This is a genomic window from SAR86 cluster bacterium (assembly GCA_029268615.1).
GTDB lineage: Bacteria > Pseudomonadota > Gammaproteobacteria > Magnimaribacterales > Magnimaribacteraceae > JAQWNM01.
Genome location: JAQWNM010000010.1, coordinates 187,327 through 207,012, shown reverse-complemented (window position 1 = coordinate 207,012; position 19,686 = coordinate 187,327). Strand labels below are relative to the sequence as shown.

The 19,686-nt window shown below is 34.4% G+C and carries 33 protein-coding genes; 32 read left to right on the top strand and 1 reads right to left on the bottom strand.

Going from position 1 to position 19,686, the window contains the following annotated elements:
• The first annotated feature begins 9 nt into the window (after nucleotides 1–9).
• The 31 genes from rpsL (at nucleotide 10) to rplQ (ending at nucleotide 16,283) form a co-directional block, all read left to right on the top strand.
• Nucleotides 10–381 carry a 30S ribosomal protein S12 gene (gene rpsL, locus P8J93_05490; protein MDG2061252.1) on the top strand — a complete coding sequence of 124 codons (372 nt, stop codon included), beginning with the start codon at nucleotides 10–12 and terminating at the stop codon, nucleotides 379–381.
• A gap of 11 nt (nucleotides 382–392) precedes the next feature.
• Nucleotides 393–863, top strand: coding sequence for a 30S ribosomal protein S7 (gene rpsG / locus P8J93_05485; protein MDG2061251.1), 471 nt, complete (start codon nucleotides 393–395; stop codon nucleotides 861–863).
• Nucleotides 864–886: 23 nt separating this feature from the next.
• Entirely contained in the window at nucleotides 887–2,992 is a 2,106-nt protein-coding gene (fusA, locus tag P8J93_05480; protein MDG2061250.1) for an elongation factor G, read from the top strand.
• A 192-nt stretch (nucleotides 2,993–3,184) separates the two neighbouring features.
• Complete coding sequence (rpsJ, locus tag P8J93_05475; protein ID MDG2061249.1) at nucleotides 3,185–3,505, top strand: 30S ribosomal protein S10; 321 nt, start codon at nucleotides 3,185–3,187, stop codon at nucleotides 3,503–3,505.
• Complete coding sequence (rplC, locus tag P8J93_05470) at nucleotides 3,505–4,140, top strand: 50S ribosomal protein L3 (GenBank protein ID MDG2061248.1); 636 nt, start codon at nucleotides 3,505–3,507, stop codon at nucleotides 4,138–4,140. Before rpsJ ends, rplC begins: the two co-directional genes overlap by 1 nt.
• 3 nt (nucleotides 4,141–4,143) lie before the next feature.
• A complete protein-coding gene (gene rplD / locus P8J93_05465; protein MDG2061247.1) occupies nucleotides 4,144–4,767 on the top strand; it encodes a 50S ribosomal protein L4 in 624 nt (207 codons plus the stop codon).
• A complete protein-coding gene (gene rplW / locus P8J93_05460) occupies nucleotides 4,768–5,070 on the top strand; it encodes a 50S ribosomal protein L23 (protein ID MDG2061246.1) in 303 nt (100 codons plus the stop codon).
• A gap of 10 nt (nucleotides 5,071–5,080) precedes the next feature.
• A complete protein-coding gene (rplB, locus tag P8J93_05455) occupies nucleotides 5,081–5,899 on the top strand; it encodes a 50S ribosomal protein L2 (protein ID MDG2061245.1) in 819 nt (272 codons plus the stop codon).
• A 12-nt stretch (nucleotides 5,900–5,911) separates the two neighbouring features.
• Nucleotides 5,912–6,187 (top strand): 30S ribosomal protein S19, encoded by a 276-nt coding sequence (gene rpsS / locus P8J93_05450; GenBank protein ID MDG2061244.1) that lies wholly within the window; start codon nucleotides 5,912–5,914, stop codon nucleotides 6,185–6,187.
• A 2-nt stretch (nucleotides 6,188–6,189) separates the two neighbouring features.
• Nucleotides 6,190–6,528, top strand: a complete 339-nt coding sequence (gene rplV / locus P8J93_05445) for a 50S ribosomal protein L22 (GenBank protein MDG2061243.1) — start codon at nucleotides 6,190–6,192, stop codon at nucleotides 6,526–6,528.
• 1 nt (nucleotide 6,529) lies between these two features.
• Nucleotides 6,530–7,186, top strand: a complete 657-nt coding sequence (gene rpsC, locus P8J93_05440) for a 30S ribosomal protein S3 (protein MDG2061242.1) — start codon at nucleotides 6,530–6,532, stop codon at nucleotides 7,184–7,186.
• Nucleotides 7,187–7,190: 4 nt separating this feature from the next.
• Complete coding sequence (rplP, locus tag P8J93_05435; protein MDG2061241.1) at nucleotides 7,191–7,598, top strand: 50S ribosomal protein L16; 408 nt, start codon at nucleotides 7,191–7,193, stop codon at nucleotides 7,596–7,598.
• 1 nt (nucleotide 7,599) lies between these two features.
• Nucleotides 7,600–7,803, top strand: a complete 204-nt coding sequence (gene rpmC, locus P8J93_05430; GenBank protein MDG2061240.1) for a 50S ribosomal protein L29 — start codon at nucleotides 7,600–7,602, stop codon at nucleotides 7,801–7,803.
• A 2-nt stretch (nucleotides 7,804–7,805) separates the two neighbouring features.
• On the top strand, nucleotides 7,806–8,072 hold the full coding sequence (gene rpsQ / locus P8J93_05425) for a 30S ribosomal protein S17 (GenBank protein MDG2061239.1): 267 nt from the start codon (nucleotides 7,806–7,808) through the stop codon (nucleotides 8,070–8,072).
• 10 nt (nucleotides 8,073–8,082) lie between these two features.
• The gene (gene rplN / locus P8J93_05420; GenBank protein MDG2061238.1) at nucleotides 8,083–8,451 is read left to right on the top strand and encodes a 50S ribosomal protein L14; all 369 of its coding nucleotides are present in this window, start codon (nucleotides 8,083–8,085) and stop codon (nucleotides 8,449–8,451) included.
• A 2-nt stretch (nucleotides 8,452–8,453) separates the two neighbouring features.
• Nucleotides 8,454–8,768: a 50S ribosomal protein L24 gene (gene rplX / locus P8J93_05415; protein ID MDG2061237.1), complete on the top strand. Its 315-nt coding sequence runs from the start codon at nucleotides 8,454–8,456 to the stop codon at nucleotides 8,766–8,768.
• Complete coding sequence (gene rplE / locus P8J93_05410; GenBank protein ID MDG2061236.1) at nucleotides 8,769–9,308, top strand: 50S ribosomal protein L5; 540 nt, start codon at nucleotides 8,769–8,771, stop codon at nucleotides 9,306–9,308.
• A 14-nt stretch (nucleotides 9,309–9,322) separates the two neighbouring features.
• On the top strand, nucleotides 9,323–9,628 hold the full coding sequence (gene rpsN / locus P8J93_05405) for a 30S ribosomal protein S14 (GenBank protein ID MDG2061235.1): 306 nt from the start codon (nucleotides 9,323–9,325) through the stop codon (nucleotides 9,626–9,628).
• A 4-nt stretch (nucleotides 9,629–9,632) separates the two neighbouring features.
• Nucleotides 9,633–10,028, top strand: a complete 396-nt coding sequence (gene rpsH, locus P8J93_05400; protein ID MDG2061234.1) for a 30S ribosomal protein S8 — start codon at nucleotides 9,633–9,635, stop codon at nucleotides 10,026–10,028.
• A gap of 12 nt (nucleotides 10,029–10,040) precedes the next feature.
• Nucleotides 10,041–10,574, top strand: coding sequence for a 50S ribosomal protein L6 (gene rplF, locus P8J93_05395; GenBank protein MDG2061233.1), 534 nt, complete (start codon nucleotides 10,041–10,043; stop codon nucleotides 10,572–10,574).
• Nucleotides 10,575–10,583: 9 nt separating this feature from the next.
• Nucleotides 10,584–10,934: a 50S ribosomal protein L18 gene (rplR, locus tag P8J93_05390; protein MDG2061232.1), complete on the top strand. Its 351-nt coding sequence runs from the start codon at nucleotides 10,584–10,586 to the stop codon at nucleotides 10,932–10,934.
• A 6-nt stretch (nucleotides 10,935–10,940) separates the two neighbouring features.
• Nucleotides 10,941–11,435, top strand: coding sequence for a 30S ribosomal protein S5 (gene rpsE / locus P8J93_05385; protein ID MDG2061231.1), 495 nt, complete (start codon nucleotides 10,941–10,943; stop codon nucleotides 11,433–11,435).
• A 2-nt stretch (nucleotides 11,436–11,437) separates the two neighbouring features.
• Nucleotides 11,438–11,614, top strand: a complete 177-nt coding sequence (gene rpmD, locus P8J93_05380) for a 50S ribosomal protein L30 (protein MDG2061230.1) — start codon at nucleotides 11,438–11,440, stop codon at nucleotides 11,612–11,614.
• A gap of 15 nt (nucleotides 11,615–11,629) precedes the next feature.
• On the top strand, nucleotides 11,630–12,061 hold the full coding sequence (gene rplO, locus P8J93_05375) for a 50S ribosomal protein L15 (protein MDG2061229.1): 432 nt from the start codon (nucleotides 11,630–11,632) through the stop codon (nucleotides 12,059–12,061).
• Between the two features lies 1 nt (nucleotide 12,062).
• A complete protein-coding gene (secY, locus tag P8J93_05370) occupies nucleotides 12,063–13,394 on the top strand; it encodes a preprotein translocase subunit SecY (GenBank protein MDG2061228.1) in 1,332 nt (443 codons plus the stop codon).
• 1 nt (nucleotide 13,395) lies between these two features.
• Nucleotides 13,396–13,512, top strand: coding sequence for a 50S ribosomal protein L36 (gene rpmJ / locus P8J93_05365; protein MDG2061227.1), 117 nt, complete (start codon nucleotides 13,396–13,398; stop codon nucleotides 13,510–13,512).
• Between the two features lie 9 nt (nucleotides 13,513–13,521).
• Nucleotides 13,522–13,878 carry a 30S ribosomal protein S13 gene (gene rpsM, locus P8J93_05360; GenBank protein ID MDG2061226.1) on the top strand — a complete coding sequence of 119 codons (357 nt, stop codon included), beginning with the start codon at nucleotides 13,522–13,524 and terminating at the stop codon, nucleotides 13,876–13,878.
• A gap of 8 nt (nucleotides 13,879–13,886) precedes the next feature.
• Nucleotides 13,887–14,270 carry a 30S ribosomal protein S11 gene (rpsK, locus tag P8J93_05355; GenBank protein MDG2061225.1) on the top strand — a complete coding sequence of 128 codons (384 nt, stop codon included), beginning with the start codon at nucleotides 13,887–13,889 and terminating at the stop codon, nucleotides 14,268–14,270.
• Nucleotides 14,270–14,890 (top strand): 30S ribosomal protein S4, encoded by a 621-nt coding sequence (gene rpsD / locus P8J93_05350; protein MDG2061224.1) that lies wholly within the window; start codon nucleotides 14,270–14,272, stop codon nucleotides 14,888–14,890. The genes rpsK and rpsD overlap by 1 nt, the downstream gene beginning before the upstream one ends.
• Nucleotides 14,891–14,906: 16 nt before the next feature.
• Complete coding sequence (gene rpoA, locus P8J93_05345; GenBank protein ID MDG2061223.1) at nucleotides 14,907–15,875, top strand: DNA-directed RNA polymerase subunit alpha; 969 nt, start codon at nucleotides 14,907–14,909, stop codon at nucleotides 15,873–15,875.
• Between the two features lie 6 nt (nucleotides 15,876–15,881).
• Entirely contained in the window at nucleotides 15,882–16,283 is a 402-nt protein-coding gene (gene rplQ, locus P8J93_05340) for a 50S ribosomal protein L17 (protein ID MDG2061222.1), read from the top strand.
• 28 nt (nucleotides 16,284–16,311) lie between these two features.
• On the opposite strand, the gene uvrA is transcribed toward rplQ, so the two are convergent.
• Nucleotides 16,312–19,152: an excinuclease ABC subunit UvrA gene (uvrA, locus tag P8J93_05335; protein ID MDG2061221.1), complete on the bottom strand. Its 2,841-nt coding sequence runs from the start codon at nucleotides 19,150–19,152 to the stop codon at nucleotides 16,312–16,314.
• A 98-nt stretch (nucleotides 19,153–19,250) separates the two neighbouring features.
• Here uvrA and ssb point away from each other — a divergent pair, with 98 nt between their 5' ends.
• Complete coding sequence (gene ssb / locus P8J93_05330; protein MDG2061220.1) at nucleotides 19,251–19,685, top strand: single-stranded DNA-binding protein; 435 nt, start codon at nucleotides 19,251–19,253, stop codon at nucleotides 19,683–19,685.
• The last annotated feature ends 1 nt before the right edge of the window (nucleotide 19,686 follow it).

Here is a 19,686-nt window from a genome sequence, read left to right as displayed (position 1 = left end):
AAAAGATATATGGCAACAGTAAATCAATTAATAAGGGGTGCAAGGAAAAGAAAGTATGAAAAAACTGGAGTACCTGCATTAAAAGGCTCGCCTCAAAGGCGAGGAGTGTGTACAAGGGTTTATACTACTACCCCCAAAAAGCCTAATTCTGCATTGAGAAAGGTATGTAAAGTCAGGTTAACTTCTGGATATGAAGTGATCTCATATATAGGTGGAGAAGGACATAATCTTCAAGAACACTCAGTAGTTCTAATAAGGGGTGGGAGAGTTAAAGACCTTCCAGGGGTCAGATATCATACTGTTAGAGGTACTCTTGATACTGCAGGAGTGGATGATAGAAAGCAAAGAAGATCTAAATATGGTTCAAAAAAATCTAAATAATTCGTAAAATTATGTCAAGAAGAAAAGCGGCTCCAAAAAGAAAACCTTTACCTGATCCTAAGTATAAAAATACTAAAGTTGCTAAGTTTATGAATCAGATAATGTTAGATGGAAAGAAATCCATAGCAGAAGGCATATTATATGGAGCTTTTAACATAATTGAAGAAAAGACAAAAAAACCACCATTCGAGATTTTTGAAGCGGCTTTAGAGGGTGTAGCACCAGTTGTTGAAGTTAAATCTAGGCGAGTAGGTGGAGCTACTTATCAAGTTCCAATCGAAGTAAGACCTTCAAGAAGTCAAGCTTTAGCAATGAGGTGGTTAGTTAAGTCAGCTCGTTCTAGGTCGGAGAAGAATATGTCATCTAGATTAGCTCAAGAATTAATAGATGCTTCAGAAGGCAAAGGGGAAGCAATAAAGAAGAAAGAAGATGCGCATAGAATGGCTGAGGCTAATAGAGCCTTTTCCCATTTCAGATTTTAATCAACCCAAGAAAATTTTAAATCATGTCTAGAACTACACCTATTAATTTGTATAGAAATATTGGTATATGTGCTCATGTTGATGCTGGTAAAACTACCACTACTGAAAGAGTACTTTTTTATACTGGTATATCTCATAAAATTGGAGAGGTTCATGATGGCGCTGCAACAATGGACTGGATGGAACAAGAACAAGAAAGAGGAATCACTATTACTTCCGCTGCAACAACTTGTTTCTGGAAGGGAACTTCACAACAATACCCGGAACATCGTGTAAATATAATTGATACTCCTGGACATGTTGATTTTACTATTGAGGTTGAGAGATCTTTAAGAGTTTTAGATGGAGCAGTTGTAGTTTTTTGTGGGAGTTCAGGGGTTGAGCCACAATCAGAGACTGTTTGGAGGCAGGCAGATAGATATGAAGTTCCTCGCATAGCTTTCATTAATAAAATGGATAGAACTGGAGCTGACTTTTTAAAAGTAGTTAAACAGATGAAAGTTAGATTAGGGGCAAATGCAATTCCAACCCAGCTGCCAATAGGAGCAGAGGATACCTTTAAAGGAGTTATTGATCTTATTCAAATGAAGGCAATCTTTTGGAGTGAAGAAGATAAAGGTACTTCTTTCTCTCTTGAAGATATTCCCGAGGACATGATTTCTCAAGCAGAACATTGGAGAGAGAATCTTTTGGAGTCAGCTGCAGAAGCTAATGAAGAAATTATGGATAAGTACCTTGAAACTGGAGACCTTTCCATAAAGGATATTAAAGAAGGTCTAAGAATTAGAACTCTAGAAAATGAAATAGTGGTGACTCTTTGCGGATCAGCATTTAAGAATAAAGGAGTTCAAACTATGTTGGATGCTGTGGTAGATTTCTTACCCGCTCCAAATGAAGTAAAGCCAGTTAAAGGCACTCAAGAGGATGGAGAAACGGAGGATTATAGAAAAGCAGAAGATGAGGAACCCTTTTCAGCTTTAGCTTTTAAGATTGCTACTGATCCTTTTGTTGGTTCCATAACTTATGTAAGAGTTTATTCAGGAACATTAAGCACAGGAGATTCTGTTTATCTTCCAACTAAAGGTAAAAAAGAAAGGATAGGAAGAATGTTACAAATGCATGCAAATGATAGAACAGAAATATCTGAAGTAAGAGCTGGAGATATTTGTGCTGTAATTGGATTAAAACAAGCAATTACAGGAGAAACCCTTTGTGAAGAAAAGAAAACAATTATTTTAGAAGCAATGAACTTTCCTGAACCAGTTATATCCGTAGCAGTTGAACCAAAAACTAAGGAAGATCAAGAAAAAATGGGACTTGCCTTGGGAAGATTATCTGCCGAAGATCCCTCTTTTAGAGTTAGAACAGATGAAGAGTCAGGTCAAACAATAATATCAGGAATGGGAGAGTTGCACTTGGATGTCCTAGTGGACAGAATGCGAAGAGAGTTTAGTGTGGATGCTAATATAGGAAAACCTCAGGTTGCATATAGAGAAACGATAAGGAAGATAATTGAGTCAGAAGGAAAGTTTGTCCGTCAATCAGGTGGTAGAGGTCAATATGGTCATGTATTCCTTAAAATGGAGCCTTTAGAAGAGGATTCAGAAGAAAATTATAAATTTGTTAATGAAATTGTAGGCGGCGCAATTCCTAGAGAATTTATTACAGCAGTAGACAAAGGGTGTAAAGAACAGATGGAATCAGGAGTGTTAGCAGGCTATCCTTTAGTAAATGTTAAGTGTACTGTTTTTGATGGTTCTTATCATGATGTAGATTCAAGTGAAGTTGCTTTTAAGGTAGCAGCATCAATGGCTTTCAAAGATGGTGCCTTGAAGGCTAATCCGGCTTTATTAGAGCCTGTTATGAGTTTAGAGGTTGTTACCCCTGAAGATTATATGGGTGATGTAGTGGGAGACTTAAACAGAAGAAGAGCTATAATATTAGGTATGGAAGATGGGCCAGGTGGAAAAATAGTAAATGCTGAAGTCCCTTTAGCTGAGATGTTTGGATATGCTACAGATGTTCGTTCTCAAACCCAAGGAAGAGCAACTTTTACTATGGAACCCCTTAAGTATTCTGAAGTTCCTCCTAATGTAGCTGAGACGGTTATAAGTAAAAACTCTAGATAAATCTAGCTTTCTAGTAAAACTCTATTTTTATTGGGCTTTTACTAATATTAGTGTTGACAGTTTGGGGCCTAAAACCTAGAATTCACGCTCTTTTACATAGAAGAAACCTTAAATTCTTTAAATTGAAGGGATTTAAGATTTTTTGTCTGGAAACTTACTTATTAAGGCGTTGAAAAGAAAAGAAATATAGAAATGAATAAGCAAAGCATAAGAATAAGATTAAAAGCTTTTGATCATAAATTAATAGATCAGTCAGCAAGAGAAATTGTTGAAACTGCTAAGAGAACAGGTGCCATTGTAAAGGGACCAGTTCCTCTTCCTGTGAAGAAACACAAGACAACAATTCTTATTTCTCCTCATAAAGATAAAGATGCCAGGGATCAATACGAAATAAGAACTCATAAAAGAACTATGGATATCTTTGAACCTACAGATAAGACTGTGGATGCACTGATGAAGCTTGATCTTTCAGCTGGAGTAGATGTGCAAATTAGTCTTGATGAGGTTAGCTAATGTCTATAGGAGTCATTGGTAAGAAGGAGGGAATGACACGATTATTCTCTGATGAAGGAGTATCTGTTCCGGTAACAGTAGTTTCAGTTTTTCCTAATTCTATAACTCAAGTTAAATCAGAAGAAATTGATGGTTATAATGCAATTCAAGTAACCTTCGGTACAAAAAAAGAAAAAAATTTAACAAAATCTGAATTAGGTCATTTCAATAAATCAAAAGTAAACCCTGGCGAAGGCCTTTGGGAATTTCAAGTAGAACCAGAAAATGTTGAAAGTCTATCTCTGGGAAGTCAAATTGGACTAGATCAGTTTGAAGTAGGGCAGAAATTAGATGTTTCTGGCACTTCAAAAGGAAAAGGTTTTGCGGGCACTGTAAAAAGATGGAATTTTCAAATGCAGGACGCAACTCACGGAAATTCATTATCTCATAGAGCTCCAGGTTCAATTGGTCAATGTCAAACTCCAGGAAGAGTATGGAAAGGAAAAAAGATGTCAGGACATATGGGATTTGAAAAGAAAACTATACAAAATTTAGAGGTAGTTGGAATATACCCAGAAACAAATACAGTTTTAATAAAAGGGAGTATACCTGGAGCAAATGGTACTCATGTGATTTTGAGACCATCTGTTAAATAAGTGATGGAAATTAAATTATATAATCAGCTAGGAAAAAGTACTTCAGATATAGATCTGAACTCATCTGTTTTTGAGCAACCTTTTAATTCAGATTTAGTCCACCAACTTATAAGTATTTATATAGCTAATAGCCATCAAGGAACTAAAGGGCAAAAAAATAGATCAGCTGTTCAAGGCGGTGGGAAAAAGCCTTGGAGACAAAAGGGTACAGGTAGAGCAAGAGCAGGCACTTCCAGAAGTCCTATTTGGAGAGGTGGAGGTATAACTTTTGCTCATGTTTATACAAAAACAAGACCTAAATCAATAAATAAGAAGATGTATAGATTGGCTATGAGGTCTATCTGGTCAAAAGTTTTGAAAGAAGAAAGGCTAGTTGCATTATCTGAATTGGTGATTGAAGTTCCTCCAAAATCTTCAGAGGTCAATAATATCTTAAAGAATCTAGGTTTAGAATCTGCATTATTTGTTCTTTCTGAAAAAAATGAAGAACTTCTTAAAGCTTCCAAGAATTTAAAAGACATAGATGTGCAAACTGTCCATGGTATAAACCCTTCAATGCTTCTAAGAGCTAAGTCTGTGGTAGTAACATCATCTAGTCTAGAATCAATATCAGCCTCTTTAAATTAGATGAGTAAAAGTAACATACAATTTTTAAAAACACCTTATGTTACTGAGAAAACATCTAGGCTTACTTCGGAGCATAATCAATATGTTTTTAAGGTTACTTTACCTGCCACTAAATTATCTATAAAAAAAGCATTGGAAGAATACTATTCAGTCAATGTTGAGAAAATTCAAGTAGTTAAGATGAAAGGAAAAACAAGGAAAGATAGAAAAAGTAATAGGTTAAGAAAGAAGCCGGATTGGAAAAAAGCTTATGTTAAGTTAAAAGAAGGCCAATCTATAGATATAGCTGTGGGGGGTGAATAATATGGTAAGTATGATAAAAAGAGCGAAACCTACTTCCCCTGGTAGGAGATTTAGATCATGGACATCTAGAGATAATTTACATAAAGGTGATCCGTTTCATAAATTAGTCGAGAAAAAGAAACAAAAATCAGGTCGTAATAATTTAGGAAGAATTACAGTAAGGCATAGAGGTGGGGGCCATAAACATCATTACAGGATTGTTGATTTTAAAAGAGACAAAGATGGGATACCTGCAACAGTAGAGAGGATTGAGTATGACCCCAATAGGTCAGCTAGAATTGCTTTAATCCTTTATGCTGATGGAGAGAGGGCTTATATTATAGCGCCAGAAGGTCTCACGAAAGGAGATACAGTTCAATCAGGGCAATCTTCACCAATAAAAGACGGTAATTGTTTAAAATTAAAAGATATACCTCTAGGTTCAGTTATTCATTGTGTAGAACTTTTTCCAGGTAAAGGAGCTCAACTTTCAAGAAGTGCTGGGTCTTCTTTACAAGTAATAGCTCAGGAAGGAAGATTCAGCACCTTGAGATTAAAAAGTGGTGAAATACGAAGGGTATTAGCTGATTGCAGGGCTACTATTGGTTCGGTTTCTAATCCTGAACATCAACTAAGATCTATAGGCAAAGCAGGTGCTAAAAGATGGTCAGGAATTAGGCCAACAGTTAGGGGGGTAGCTATGAATCCTATAGACCATCCTCATGGAGGAGGAGAAGGTAAAACATCAGGAGGAAGACATCCGGTAACTCCCTGGGGAGTGCCAACTAAAGGTTATAAGACAAGAAAAAATAGAAGAAACGAACATTTAATTGTAAGACATAGGTACTAATAGGAATTTATCATGCCAAGATCGCTTAAAAAAGGACCATTTATTGATTTACATCTTGAAAAAAAGGTAGATATAGCTTCTGCTAATAAGGATAAGAAACCAATAAAAACTTGGTCAAGAAGGTCAATGATTACTCCTACAATGGTTGGGTTGAACATAGGTATACATAATGGAAGACAACATGTTCCAATATTTATCCAAGAAGATATGGTTGGACATAAATTGGGAGAATTTGCTGGAACTAGAACCTTTAAAGGTCACTCCGGAGATAGGAAGACCAAGGAATAAATATGACTGAAGTAAATGCTAAACTGAAAAGTGCTAAGATTTCACCTAGGAAGGTTGCCCTCGTAGCAAATCAAATAAGAGGAAAAAATGTAGGTCAGGCTTTAGATATTTTAACTTTTGAGCCTCAAAAGTCAGCACGTATTATTAAGAAAGTTCTAAATTCAGCTATTGCTAATGCTCAAAATAACAATGGCTTAGATGTTGATAGTCTTTATGTATCAAGTATTTCAGTAAATGATAGTTTTACCTTAAAAAGAATTAGACCTAGAGCCAGAGGTAGAGCAGATAGAGTGTTTAAAAGATCATGCAATATTTATTTAACAGTTAGTAACGGAAATTAAAATGGGCCAAAAAGTTAATCCAATAGGTTTTAGACTCGGAATTGTGAGAGATCATAATTCTATATGGTATGCAGAAAAAAACCAATTTAGAGAAAATTTACTTACAGATATCCTAGTGAGAGAACATTTATTAGGTCAATTATCTCATGCTTCGGTTAGTAAAGTTACCATAGAAAGAACAGCTGATAATGCAAGGGTATTGATTCACACTGCTAGACCAGGTGTTGTGATAGGAAAGAAAGGAGAAGATATAGATCGTATGAGAAATGAAATAACTCAGATTATGAAAGTTCCTGTAACTTTAGGTATACAAGAAATAAGAAAACCAGATCTTGATGCACAATTAGTTGCAGAAAGTGTTGCCCAGCAACTTGAAAAAAGAATAATGTTTAGAAGAGCTATGAAAAGAGGAGTTCAAAACTCTATGAGACAGGGAGCAAAGGGAGTAAAAATCCAAGTAGGTGGAAGATTAGGTGGAGCAGAGATAGCAAGATCGGAATGGTATAGAGAAGGTAGAGTTCCACTTCATACTTTAAGAGCAGATGTAGATTATGGGTTGGCAGAAGCTGAAACTCAATATGGAATTATAGGTGTGAAGGCCTGGGTATTTAGAGGAGAAATTTTAGATTTCAAAAGAGAACAACTCGATAGGAGTTAATTAAATGTTACAGCCAAAAAAGACTAAGTATAGAAAGCAACAGAAATTAAGAAATACTGGATATGCACAAAGAGGCAATAATCTAGATTTCGGTATTTATGGTTTAAAGGCTACTTCTAGAGGCGCAATAACTTCTCGTCAAATAGAAGCAGCTAGAAGAGCTATGACTAGAAAAGTTAAAAGAGGAGCAAAGATTTGGATAAGAATTTTTCCTGATAAACCTATAACAAAGAAGCCTCTAGAAGTAAGACAGGGAAAAGGAAAAGGAAATGTTGAGTATTGGGTATGTCCTATTAAACCAGGAAAAATTTTATATGAAATGGAAGGAGTTGATGAAGAGCTAGCAAGAGAAGCTTTTAAATTAGCTTCATCTAAGATACCTGTTTCAACCTCATTTATAAAGAGAATTTAACATGGCTAAAGAAGGTTTACTTTCAAGACTTAGAAAAGGAGAAGTAGATAATGTTTCTGAGAATTCAAAACTCGAGAAAGAGTTGGTAGATCTTAAATTTAATTTAAAAACAGGACAATTAAAAGAAACTCATAAAATAAAATTAGTAAGAAGGCAAATAGCGAGGCTTAAAACTTTAACAAATGAATCAAAAGATTCTAAATAGTTATGAAAGAAGAAAAAAATTCTAAACAAAAAAAAGGATTAGTAATAAGCAGTATTAGGGACAAGACTTTAACAGTTCTCATAGAAAGAACTGTTACTCACCCTATATATAAAAAGATTATAAGAAAATCTTCTAAGCTGCAAGTCCATGATGAAACGAATCAATCAAATAAAGGTGATACTGTTTTGGTTGAAGAGTGTAGGCCATTTTCTAAAACTAAATCTTGGAGGTTAGTTTCTGTTGTTAGTAAAGGAACTGATTTTTCTTAGAGGATAAAATATGATTCAAGAGTTAACATATCTCAATGTAGCTGATAACAGTGGTGCTAAGACAGTTATGTGTATTCGTGTTTTGGGTGGCTCTAAAAGGAGATATGCCAGAGTAGGAGATGTGATCAAAGTCTCTATTAAAGAGGCTTCGCCTAAGGGAAGAGTAAATAAAGGAGATGTTGCTGATGCAGTAGTAGTTAGAACTAAGAGTAAAATTAGAAGACCAGATGGATCTGCCATCAGATTTGATGAAAATGCAGCCGTTCTGATTAATCAACAGAAGCAACCAATAGGAACTAGAGTATTTGGGCCTGTTTCTAGAGAACTCAGGAGTGAGCAATTCATGAAAATAGTTTCACTTGCTCAAGAGGTGCTTTAAAAATGAAAAAGATTTTGACAGGAGATAAGGTAGTTGTGATCGCTGGAAAAGATAAAGGGAAACAAGGGACTTTAACGAAATTACTTAACAATGATAAAGCTTTAGTTTCGGGAGTAAAAATTATCAAGAAACACACTAAAGCTAATCCTCAACTAGGAATTGAAGGAGGAATAATAGAGAAAGAATCCCCAATATCTATATCTAATTTAATGGTTTTTAATCCTTCAACAAAAAAAGGAGAAAAAATAGGAATTAAGACTCTTGAAGATGGAAAAAAAATAAGAATCTTTAAGTCTACTGGAGGAGAGGTAAAGTAAATGATTCAATTAAAGGAGCATTACAAAAAAGTTGTCATACCTGAATTGAAAGAAAGTTTAGGGTTGAAGTCTTATATGGCAGTTCCCAAGATAACTAAGATTACTCTAAATATGGGAGTTGGAGAAGCCAATCAAGATAAAAAAGTTCTAGAGAAAGCTTTTGAAGATTTAACTTTAATAAGTGGCCAAAAACCTCAAATTACTAAAACAAGAAAGTCAGTAGCGAGCTTTAAGATTAGAGATGGAGTTCCTATTGGCTGCAAGACTACATTGAGAAAGGATAGAATGTATGATTTTATACAAAGGCTTTTAGGAATAGCGATTCCAAGAGAAAGAGATTTCAGAGGGCTTGATATTAAATCTTTTGATGGTAAAGGGAATTATTCCATAGGGATTAAAGAGCATATTATTTTTCCTGAAATAGATTATGACAAAATTGACAAGATAAGAGGTATGGATATATCTATAACCACTTCTGCTAAAACTGATAAAGAAGGAATATTGCTTTTGAAAGCAATGAAATTTCCATTTAAAGACTAAAGAAAGAGGACTGTATGGCAAAAAAATCAATGATAGCTAGAGAAGCAAGACGTATAAAAACTGTTGCTAAATATGCTGCTAAAAGAGCTGCTTTAAAAGAGCTTATCAGAAGCCCTAAAACTTCTGATGAGGATAGGTATAATGCTCAAGTTAGTCTTCAGAAACTTCCTAGAGATGCTAGCCCTTCAAGAGTTCAAAGAAGGTGTGCAATGACAGGAAGACCTCATTCTGTTTATAGAAAATTTGGACTTTGTAGGAATAAAATAAGGGAATTGGCCATGAAAGGTGATATTCCAGGGTTAGTTAAATCTAGTTGGTAAAAATATGAGTATGCACGATCCAATTTCAGATCTTCTTTCGCAGATAAATAATGCTTATTCCAGGAATAAAGATAGTTTGTTAGTGCCTTCTTCTTCAAAAAAGAAAGCTTTAATAGAAATTTTGATAAAAGAGGGCTATTTAAAAGATATGATTGTTGAGGAGCATTCTAATAAACCTTTCTTGAAGGTTTCTTTAGGATACTACAAAGGAAAGCCTGTTATAAGAGAATTAAAGAGACTTAGCAAACCAGGATTAAGGAGATATGCTGATCACAAGAATCTTCCTTCAATTAAAGGGGGTTTAGGTGTAGCAATAGTTTCGACTAATAAAGGTTTATTAACTGATAGGCAGGCTAAGGAAGCAGGTATAGGCGGGGAACTACTTTGTTCAGTTTTTTAATATATATTTAATATGGCAAGAACTTCGATAAAACCAATATCTATTCCTGAAGGAGTAGATATTCAGCAAAATGATGAGATACTCTCTTTTGAAGGGAAGGCGGGTTCAATTTCTTTATTGCTTAATAAATTAACTTTTCTTAAATTAGAAAAAGAGAATATGAGTTTTGAGCCAGTTAACGACTCTAAGGAAGCTTTGGCTATTACAGGCACTATGAGGGCGCTTTCTCTAAATAATATAGTAGGTGTGACTCAAGGTTTTGAACGTAAGTTAGAAATAAATGGTGTTGGATATAGAGCTAATCTACAAGGAAAAACTTTAGAACTAAGTTTAGGTTTTTCTCATCCGGTAAAATATGAAATTCCAGAAATAGTCCAAGTCGAACTCCCGTCACAAACAGAGATCACTTTGAAATCAATTGACAAACAGGTACTTGGTCAAGTTGCTGCAGAGATACGATCTATAAGGCCACCAGAGCCCTATAAAGGTAAAGGCGTTAAATATGCAGATGAACATATCCGAAGGAAGGAATCAAAAAAATCTTAAGAAATGGCAATTATAAATAAACAATTAAAGAGAGAAAAAAGATCTGTAAAAACAAGATCAAAGATTAGGTCTAGAGAAATAAATCGTTTGACTGTCTTTAGATCTAATCAGCATATTTATGCTCAAGTAACTTCTTTTGATGGATCTAAAGTCCTTGTTTCAGCATCGTCTTTAGAGTCTGATATAAGATCTGATAAAACAGGTGATAAAGGTGCAGCGGAGAAAGTTGGTAAATTAGTTGCCCAAAGAGCAATAGAGCAAGGAATTACCGAAATAGCTTTTGATAGGTCAGGATATAAATTTCATGGAAGAATTAAAGCTTTAGCTGAAGCAGCTAGAGAGCAAGGTTTAAAATTTTAAGAGATTATGCAAAAAGAAGATATTAATAATAATGTAGGCGGCGAAGTTTTAGAAGAAAAGCTAGTTCAAGTTAATAGAGTAGCTAAAGTGGTAAAAGGAGGCAGAATATTTGGTTTTACTGCTGTAACAGTCGTTGGAGATGGAAATGGAAAGATAGGTTATGGAAGAGGAAAGGCAAGAGAAGTGCCTCTAGCGATACAAAAAGCATTAGATTCTGCTAGAAGGAATATGACATCGGTTGAATTAAAGGGAGACACGATTCAGTATCCTATAAAATCTAAACATGGCTCTTCTTATATTTATATGGAACCAGCAGCTCCAGGAACTGGGATAATTGCAGGTGGTGCTATGAGAGCAGTATTAGAATTAGTAGGAGTTAAAGATGTTTTAGCCAAATGTTATGGATCTACTAATCCTGCGAATGTCGTGAGAGCAACCTTAAAAGGATTAGAGCAGATGGAATCTGCTTTAGATGTTGCAAAAAGGTTAGGAAAAAATTAGATATGGCTAAGGAAATATCAATTAAGTTAACGAAGAGCTTAATAGGCTCAAAAGGGGTCCATAGAAAAAGTGTGCATGGATTAGGTCTTAGTAAAGTTGGACAAGTTGTAACTGTGAAAGATACTCCAGAAAATAGAGGGATGATAAATAAGGCACATCATCTTGTAACCTTAATTTAAAAGAAAGATTAAAAAATGAATTTAAGTGAGTTAAAACCAAATCCTAAGAGAAATAAGCTAAAAAAGAGGCTTGGAAGAGGACCGGGAAGTGGTACAGGAAAAACTAGTGGAAGAGGACATAAAGGCTTGAAATCAAGATCTGGTGGACGAGTAAGACCAGGTTTTGAAGGCGGACAAATGCCCTTACAAAAGAGGGTACCTAAGTATGGATTTACTTCAAGAAAAAATAATTATACTGAAGAGCTTAGATATAGTGAGTTATTAAAATTAGACCTTGAAGAGATATCATTATCAACTCTTATTGAGTCTAAAGTTGTAAAGAAATCCACTAAAAAGGTAAAAGTATTTTTAGATATTCAAGAATCAAAGAAATTGAAGCTTAGCGGTATAAATGTAACCAAATCAATTAAAAAACTTATAGAAGAAGCGGGCGGAAGTATAAATTAAGATGTCATTTAGTAAGCAAACAGAATCAGGTAAAGGACTCTCAGAGCTTTGGGCAAGACTCCGTTTTGTATTGCTTGCAATAATTATTTATCGAATAGGAACGCATATTCCTATCCCTGGAATTGATCCAGATAGGTTAGCAAGTTTGTTTGAGCAGAATCAGGGAACATTAATTGATATGTTTAATATGTTCTCAGGAGGAGCGCTTGAGAGAATGAGTATTATGGCATTGAATATTATGCCATATATTACTGCATCAATTATCATGAGTCTTATAGAGGGAACGACTCCTTCTGTTAAAAAGAGGTTTAGAGAAGAAGGTGGTTCAGGTAGGAATCAAAGAACTCAATATGTAAGGTATGGAACAATTTTACTAGCAATCATTCAATCTTCAGGTTTGGCTTTAGGTCTTCAAAATCAAGATTTAGCCTTAGAACCAGGAATTATATTTCAAATTACAGCAGTAGTATCACTTGTTACAGGAACTGTGTTCTTGATGTGGCTTGGAGAACAGGTCACAGAAAAAGGAATAGGTAATGGTATTTCTATAATCATATTTTCTAGTATCGTTGCTGGCTTACCTAGAGCAATTGGTCAAGTTTTCGAGCAAGCTAGACAAGGAGATCTTAGTTTAATAATGCTTTTAGTAATCGGAATAGTGGCATTAGCTGCAATAGCTTTTATTGTTTGGATAGAGCGAGGACAGAGAAGAATAACAGTTAATTATGCCAGAAGACAACAAGGTCGAAAGATGGTTCAAGGTCAAGCCTCTTATCTACCTATGAAAATAAATCAAGCAGGCGTTATTCCTGCTATCTTTGCTAGTAGTTTATTACTTTTCCCAGCATCTGCTTCAACTTGGTTTGGACAATCAGATGGATTTGAATGGTTACAAGAAATTGCTTTGGCTCTTGGACCAGGACAACCACTTTATGTAATTACTTTCGCTTCATTGATTGCTTTCTTTTGTTTCTTTTATACAGCTCTTCAATTTGATCCAAAAGAGATGTCTGAAAATTTAAGAAAATCAGGTGCATATATGCCTGGAATTCGACCTGGTGAGCAATCAGCAAACTACATTGATTCTGTAATGACCAAGTTAACTGTTTGGGGATCAGCTTACTTAATTCTAGTTTGTCTTCTTCCTCAATTTCTAATAGTTTCAGCAAGTGTTCCATTTTATTTAGGAGGTACCTCTCTCTTGATTGTGGTTGTTGTAGTTATGGACTTTATGGCCCAAGTTCAGTCTCACTTAATGTCTCAACAATATGAGTCACTCCTTAAGAAAGCAAATTTAAAAGGGTATGGGAATAATTCCATGCTTGGGAGATAAGATGAAAGTAAGAGCTTCAGTAAAGAAAATATGTAGAGATTGTAAGACTGTGAAAAGAGGAGGAGTTCTTTATGTTATTTGTAAAACTGAACCAAGGCACAAACAAAGACAAGGTTAGGAGAAATATATGGCACGTGTAGCAGGCATTAATATTCCAGATAATAAACATACAGTAATTTCATTGACTCATATTTATGGTATTGGAAAGACTAGAGCTTTGAAGATATGTAAGGACCTAGATTTTGATCCTTCTATAAAAATATCTGATTTGAATGAAGAACAGATTGAGCAATTAAGACAAGAAGTAGGTAAATTTCTAACAGAAGGAGATTTAAGACGAAAAGTGACTCTGGATATTAAAAGACTTATGGATTTAGGAACTTATAGAGGAATTAGACATAGAAAGAATTTACCAGTTAATGGACAAAAAACAAAAAATAATGCTAGGACTAGAAAGGGACCTACGCGTCCTATAAGAAGGTAAGAATTATTATGGCAAAAAATACTACAAAAAAGAAAAGTTTAAGAAAAATTAGTGAAGGAATAGCTCATATCTCAGCAACTTTCAATAATACTTTAATAACTATAACAGATAAGCAAGGAAATTCCTTGGCCCAATCAAGTGCAGGAGCCCAAGGCTTTAAAGGTTCAAGAAAAAGTACTCCTTTTGCTGCTCAAAAAGCTGGTCAAGCAGTGGCTGAATTAGTTCAACCTTATGGTATGCAAAGTTTAGAGATTCAAGTAAGAGGTCCAGGCTCAGGAAGAGAATCGGCAATAAGATCTTTAAATGGAGCTGGTTTTAAGATAACTAAAATAACTGATGTCACTCCCATACCGCATAATGGTTGTAGACCTCCAAAAAAGAGGAGAGTTTAATGGCTAGATATATTGGACCAAAATGTAAGCTTTCTAGAAGAGAAGGCAAAGATTTATTATTAAAAGGGGGTATTCGCTCTTTTGAAGATAAATGTAAGGCAGAGGTTTTACCAGGGCAGCACTCAAAAAGAAGAAATAGACTTTCAGATTATGGTGTGCAGTTAAGAGAAAAACAAAAAGTAAGAAGAATATATGGAGTAATGGAAAAGCAATTTCGCAATTACTATAAAAAAGCTACTAGAGGTAAAGGTGTTGCTGGAGATAAATTATTGCAGATGCTAGAAAGTAGGTTAGATAACGTAGTTTATAGAATGGGTTTTTCTCTTACGAGAGCAGAAGCAAGACAATTAGTAGCTCATAAATCTATTTTAGTAAATGGAATTAAGATTAATATTCCTAGTTATCAACTAAATGCTGGAGATGAGATTGCCATTGCTCCAAAGGCTCAGGCACAAGCAAGGATTAAATATTCAATAGAAAATTTTTCATTACGTGAAGATTGTCCATGGTTGGCAATAGACCATAAATCTTATTCGGGAGTTTATAAAGAACTTCCAGCTAGAGAGTTTTTAGATTCAGATATAAATGAGAATCTAATTGTAGAGTTGTATTCAAAATAATTTGAAGAGGAAAAAAATGGATGATAATTATGACATTATAAAGGACTTTTTAACACCAACTGAAATAGTTGTTGAGGAGTTAGGGGCTAATAGATCTAAGATCATTTTAGAACCTTTAGAACAAGGTTTTGGTCACACTTTAGGCAATGCATTAAGAAGAATTATGCTTTCTTCCATGCCCGGAAGTGCCATCACTGAAGTTAACATAGATGGAGTTTTACATGAATACAGTACTATAGAAGGTGTTCAAGAGGATGTAATGAATATCCTTTTAAATCTTAAAGAAGTTTCTGTAAGACTTTTTGATACTAATGATGCTGAAATAAGACTTAATAAAAAAGGAGAAGGAGCAATAACAGCTGGAGATTTTGAAGTACCTTCAGGGGTAGAGATAGTCGACCCCACTCAGCATATAGCGCACTTAAATTCTAGTGGAGAAATATCTTTGGTAGCTAATGTTAAGAAAGGTAGAGGCTTTGAATTAGCTTCCAATATAGATGAAGACGAGAAAGTAGGAGGTTTAAAAATAGATGCATTATTTAGTCCTATCAATAAAGTAACTTATACGGTAGAGAATGCAAGAGTAGAGCAAAGGACTGACCTAGATAAATTAATAGTTGATATAGAAACTAATGGAACTTTAGATCCAGAAGAAGTATTAAAAATTTCGGCTACTATACTGCAACATCAACTAACTGCTTTTGCTGAATTAGGAGCTTTAGAATTTGTAGATGAAGAACCTGAACAAGATCCTATTGATCCTGTCATGCTAAGGCCTGTTGATGAGCTAGAATTAACTGTTAGGTCAGCAAATTGCTTAAAAGCTGAGAATATCCATTACATTGGAGATCTGGTTACTAGAGCTGAGAGCGATTTACTTAGAACTCCAAATTTAGGAAAGAAGTCTTTAAATGAGATAAAGGAGGTGCTTTTAGCTAGAGGGCTTTCTTTGGGATTAGTTCTTGAGAATTGGCCGCCAAAATAATAGATTATGAGACATAAAAAATCAGGAAGAAAATTTAATAGAAATAGCTCTCACAGAGCGGCTATGCTTCGTAGTTTGGCCTGTTCTATTATTGAATACGGATCTGTAAAGACTACATTAGCTAAGGCTAAGGAAATAAGAGGTTTTTTAGAGCCATTAGTAACTAAAGCTAAAGAAAATAACCTTTCTAATCAACGCCAAGTATTTAGAAAACTTCAGAATAGAAGTTCTGTAGCTAAATTATTTAATGAATTAGGGCCTCATTATATGAATAGACCAGGAGGGTATCTTAGAGTGATTAAAAGAGGCTATAGAGAGGGTGATAAAGCTCCTATAGCCCAAATAGAATTTGTAGATAATAATGATCTTGGAAAGATATCTGATGACGAGAAAGCTCTCGAAGTTTAAAAGGATATTTTAAAGAATAATATTGCTTCTATATCAATATCTTCTTTAGTTCATTTCCTGTGTGAGATTTTTTCTCCTTAATAACTTCTTCTGGTGTCCCAGATATAATTATTTCTCCACCTCCACTTCCTCCTTCAGGACCCATATCAACTATCCAGTCAGCACATTTTATAACTTCCATATTATGCTCTATAACTATTATTGTGTTGTCTTTATCCCTTAATTTTTCAAAAACTTTAAGAAGTAATTGAATATCATGAAAATGAAGACCAGTAGTAGGCTCATCAAGTAAATATAAGGTATGCCCAGAAGTATTTTTAGAAAGTTCTTTGGCTAATTTAACTCTTTGAGCTTCTCCTCCTGATAAAGTAGTTGCTGGTTGCCCTAATTTTATATACCCAAGGCCAACCTCAGACAAAGTAACTAATTTTCTAGATATAGAAGGTATATTTTTAAAAAATATTTCCCCTTCTTCAACAGTCATATCTAAGACTTGGAAAATTGATTTCCCTTTATATTTTATCTCTAATGTTTCTCTATTATATCTTTGTCCATTACAGGCATCACATTTAACATAGACATCTGGAAGAAAGTGCATTTCAACTTTAATAACTCCATCACCTTCACAAGCATCGCACCTACCTCCTTTCACATTAAAACTAAACCTTCCAGGTTTATATCCTCTAGAGCGAGATTCTTGTGTATTAGCAAATAATTCTCTAATTGGAGTAAATAGTCCAGTGTAAGTTGCAGCATTAGATCTAGGAGTTCGTCCTATTGGGGACTGGCTAATTTCAATTATCTTAGTGATTTCTTCAACACCTTTTAAATTTTCATAAGCCTTAGGCGACTGTTGTTGATCATTATTCATTGAATTTAAAGTAGCTGGAAGAAGTGTTTGATTGATTAGAGTAGATTTTCCTGACCCAGAAACTCCTGTTACACAAGTTATCAATCCTAAAGGAACTTCGAGGTTTACTTTTTTAAGATTATGTCCGCTGGCTCCTATTAATTTAATTACTTTACCTTTTACCTTTTTGTTCCTTTTTTTAGGAACCGCTATATATCTTTTATTAGATAAAAATTGTCCTGTAATTGATTCAGATGCTTTGCATATATCTTCTTTATCTCCTATTGCACAAAGTTTTCCGCCATGCACGCCTGCTCCTGGTCCAATATCAATGATATAGTCTGCTGATAAAATTGTTTCTTCATCATGCTCTACAACAATAACTGAATTTCCAAGGTCTCTTAGTTTTCTTAAAGTACTCAATAATTTCTGATTGTCTCTTTGATGAAGTCCAATGGATGGTTCATCTAGAATATAAGTTACGCCAACAAGTCCCGCCCCAATTTGACTAGCTAAACGTATTCTCTGAGATTCTCCACCACTAAGACTTTCTGCACTTCTATCAAGGGTTAAATAATTTAATCCAACATCTATTAAAAATTTAAGTCTCTCTTGAATTTCTTTAGTTATTCTATCGGCTACTTCTTTCTTTGAGCCTTTTAACTTAAGATCTTGGAAAAAAATATTTGCATCATCAATAGTCCTAGCAGTTATGTTTGGTAAAGATTGATTATTAATAAAAACATTTCTAGACTCTTTCCTTAGTCTAGTTCCAAAGCATGTTGAACAATCCTGCAAAGAAATTAATTTCGTTAGATCCTCTCTTATATAACTTGATTCTGTTTCTTTATATCTTCTTTCAACGCTACCAAGTACTCCTTCAAAAGCTAAAAACCTATCAATCGTGCGTCCAGATTTTGTTCTCCAACTAAAATCTACAATTTCTCCTTCCGAACCTTCAAGTATTATTTTTTGAATTTCTTTTTTTAACTTATTAAAAGGTTGATCTAAAGAAAAATTATACTCTTTAGAAAGACATCTAAGAATATGAAAATAATATTTATGATTTTTATCCCAACCTCTAATTGCTCCCTCATTAAGACTTGCACTGCAATCATAAATTACTTTATTTTTATCAACATAAGATTTAATTCCTAAGCCATCACATTCAGGACATGCTCCTGAAGGGTTGTTAAATGTAAAAAGTTTAGGTTCAAGATCTGGGATACTATACCCACATTCAGAACAGGCCATTTTAGATGAAAAAATCAGTTCACTAAATGTTTCTTCTAGACTAGATATTTTAATTACACTATCAGATAAGTTTAAGGCCTGTTCAATAGATTCTGATAATCTTAACCTCATATCATTATCTTCTTTTTTTAAACTCGGTATTTTAATTCTATCTATAACAGTTTCTAAAGTATGTTTCTTATTCTTATTAAGAGAAGGAGTTTCATCAATATCGATTACAATTCCATCAACTCTAACTCTAACAAATCCTTGAGCCTTCATTTCCTCAAAGAAATGAAGATGCTCTCCTTTTTGATCATTAATGATTGGAGCAAGAATCATTATCTTTGCACCTTCTGGTAATTTTAATATTTGATCAGCTATCTGGTTAACTGTTTGTCCTTCTAAAGATATATTATGATCAGGACATCTTGGAGTGCCTGCCCTTGCAAACAATAGTCTTAAGTAGTCATAGATTTCAGTCACCGTACCTACAGTAGATCTTGGGTTATGCGAGGTAGATTTTTGCTCAATAGAAATAGCTGGTGATAAACCTTCTATATGGTCAACATCGGGTTTTTCCATCATAGAAAGAAACTGTCTTGCGTATGAAGACAAAGATTCAACATATCTTCTTTGACCTTCAGCATAAAGAGTATCAAAAGCTAGTGAAGATTTTCCTGAACCTGATAAACCCGTGATAACTACTAATTTATCTCTTGGTATATCTAAATCTATATCTTTTAAGTTATGTTGTTTTGCGCCTCTGACTTTTATATATTTCAATTTATTTTTTTGGTTATAAATCTTTTAGACCAATTTAAGAAAAACTGATTATAATCCTATTTAGTATTAAATAACTTAATTAAATAAAAAGGTTTCATATGGCTAGAAGTGGTATTAACAAAGTAATTTTAGTAGGAAATTTAGGTCAAGATCCTGAGGTCAAGTTTACGGCTGGTGGAGCTGCAGTTACAACTTTAAGTATTGCAACTTCAGAGTCTTGGAAAGACAAAGAAACTGGCAATGATCAAGAAAAAACAGAATGGCATAGAGTTGTTCTGTGGAGACGATTAGCTGAAATAGCAGGAGAATATCTAAAAAAAGGATCTAAAATTTACATAGAAGGTCAGCTTCAAACTAGGAGTTGGGAACAAGAAGGCCAAAAGCGGTATACAACAGAAGTGGTAGCTAGAGACATGCAATTCTTAGACAGTAAAGGTAGTGTAAATCAGGAAGATAATGTCTCTGACATTAATCCTAAATCTGAAGAATCTAATATGCCTGGAGAAATTAATGATGATGATATTCCATTTTAGA

Excerpts from the sequence above, each read along its gene's own strand:
- rpsL (MDG2061252.1), top strand. The coding sequence starts at position 10 with ATGGCAACAGTAAATCAATTAATAAGGGGTGCAAGGAAAAGAAAGTAT.
- rpsG (MDG2061251.1), top strand. The coding sequence starts at position 393 with ATGTCAAGAAGAAAAGCGGCTCCAAAAAGAAAACCTTTACCTGATCCT.
- fusA (MDG2061250.1), top strand. The coding sequence starts at position 887 with ATGTCTAGAACTACACCTATTAATTTGTATAGAAATATTGGTATATGT.
- rpsJ (MDG2061249.1), top strand. The coding sequence starts at position 3,185 with ATGAATAAGCAAAGCATAAGAATAAGATTAAAAGCTTTTGATCATAAA.
- rplC (MDG2061248.1), top strand. The coding sequence starts at position 3,505 with ATGTCTATAGGAGTCATTGGTAAGAAGGAGGGAATGACACGATTATTC.
- rplD (MDG2061247.1), top strand. The coding sequence starts at position 4,144 with ATGGAAATTAAATTATATAATCAGCTAGGAAAAAGTACTTCAGATATA.
- rplW (MDG2061246.1), top strand. The coding sequence starts at position 4,768 with ATGAGTAAAAGTAACATACAATTTTTAAAAACACCTTATGTTACTGAG.
- rplB (MDG2061245.1), top strand. The coding sequence starts at position 5,081 with ATGATAAAAAGAGCGAAACCTACTTCCCCTGGTAGGAGATTTAGATCA.
- rpsS (MDG2061244.1), top strand. The coding sequence starts at position 5,912 with ATGCCAAGATCGCTTAAAAAAGGACCATTTATTGATTTACATCTTGAA.
- rplV (MDG2061243.1), top strand. The coding sequence starts at position 6,190 with ATGACTGAAGTAAATGCTAAACTGAAAAGTGCTAAGATTTCACCTAGG.
- rpsC (MDG2061242.1), top strand. The coding sequence starts at position 6,530 with ATGGGCCAAAAAGTTAATCCAATAGGTTTTAGACTCGGAATTGTGAGA.
- rplP (MDG2061241.1), top strand. The coding sequence starts at position 7,191 with ATGTTACAGCCAAAAAAGACTAAGTATAGAAAGCAACAGAAATTAAGA.
- rpmC (MDG2061240.1), top strand. The coding sequence starts at position 7,600 with ATGGCTAAAGAAGGTTTACTTTCAAGACTTAGAAAAGGAGAAGTAGAT.
- rpsQ (MDG2061239.1), top strand. The coding sequence starts at position 7,806 with ATGAAAGAAGAAAAAAATTCTAAACAAAAAAAAGGATTAGTAATAAGC.
- rplN (MDG2061238.1), top strand. The coding sequence starts at position 8,083 with ATGATTCAAGAGTTAACATATCTCAATGTAGCTGATAACAGTGGTGCT.
- rplX (MDG2061237.1), top strand. The coding sequence starts at position 8,454 with ATGAAAAAGATTTTGACAGGAGATAAGGTAGTTGTGATCGCTGGAAAA.
- rplE (MDG2061236.1), top strand. The coding sequence starts at position 8,769 with ATGATTCAATTAAAGGAGCATTACAAAAAAGTTGTCATACCTGAATTG.
- rpsN (MDG2061235.1), top strand. The coding sequence starts at position 9,323 with ATGGCAAAAAAATCAATGATAGCTAGAGAAGCAAGACGTATAAAAACT.
- rpsH (MDG2061234.1), top strand. The coding sequence starts at position 9,633 with ATGAGTATGCACGATCCAATTTCAGATCTTCTTTCGCAGATAAATAAT.
- rplF (MDG2061233.1), top strand. The coding sequence starts at position 10,041 with ATGGCAAGAACTTCGATAAAACCAATATCTATTCCTGAAGGAGTAGAT.
- rpsE (MDG2061231.1), top strand. The coding sequence starts at position 10,941 with ATGCAAAAAGAAGATATTAATAATAATGTAGGCGGCGAAGTTTTAGAA.
- rpmD (MDG2061230.1), top strand. The coding sequence starts at position 11,438 with ATGGCTAAGGAAATATCAATTAAGTTAACGAAGAGCTTAATAGGCTCA.
- rplO (MDG2061229.1), top strand. The coding sequence starts at position 11,630 with ATGAATTTAAGTGAGTTAAAACCAAATCCTAAGAGAAATAAGCTAAAA.
- secY (MDG2061228.1), top strand. The coding sequence starts at position 12,063 with ATGTCATTTAGTAAGCAAACAGAATCAGGTAAAGGACTCTCAGAGCTT.
- rpmJ (MDG2061227.1), top strand. The coding sequence starts at position 13,396 with ATGAAAGTAAGAGCTTCAGTAAAGAAAATATGTAGAGATTGTAAGACT.
- rpsM (MDG2061226.1), top strand. The coding sequence starts at position 13,522 with ATGGCACGTGTAGCAGGCATTAATATTCCAGATAATAAACATACAGTA.
- rpsK (MDG2061225.1), top strand. The coding sequence starts at position 13,887 with ATGGCAAAAAATACTACAAAAAAGAAAAGTTTAAGAAAAATTAGTGAA.
- rpsD (MDG2061224.1), top strand. The coding sequence starts at position 14,270 with ATGGCTAGATATATTGGACCAAAATGTAAGCTTTCTAGAAGAGAAGGC.
- rpoA (MDG2061223.1), top strand. The coding sequence starts at position 14,907 with ATGGATGATAATTATGACATTATAAAGGACTTTTTAACACCAACTGAA.
- rplQ (MDG2061222.1), top strand. The coding sequence starts at position 15,882 with ATGAGACATAAAAAATCAGGAAGAAAATTTAATAGAAATAGCTCTCAC.
- ssb (MDG2061220.1), top strand. The coding sequence starts at position 19,251 with ATGGCTAGAAGTGGTATTAACAAAGTAATTTTAGTAGGAAATTTAGGT.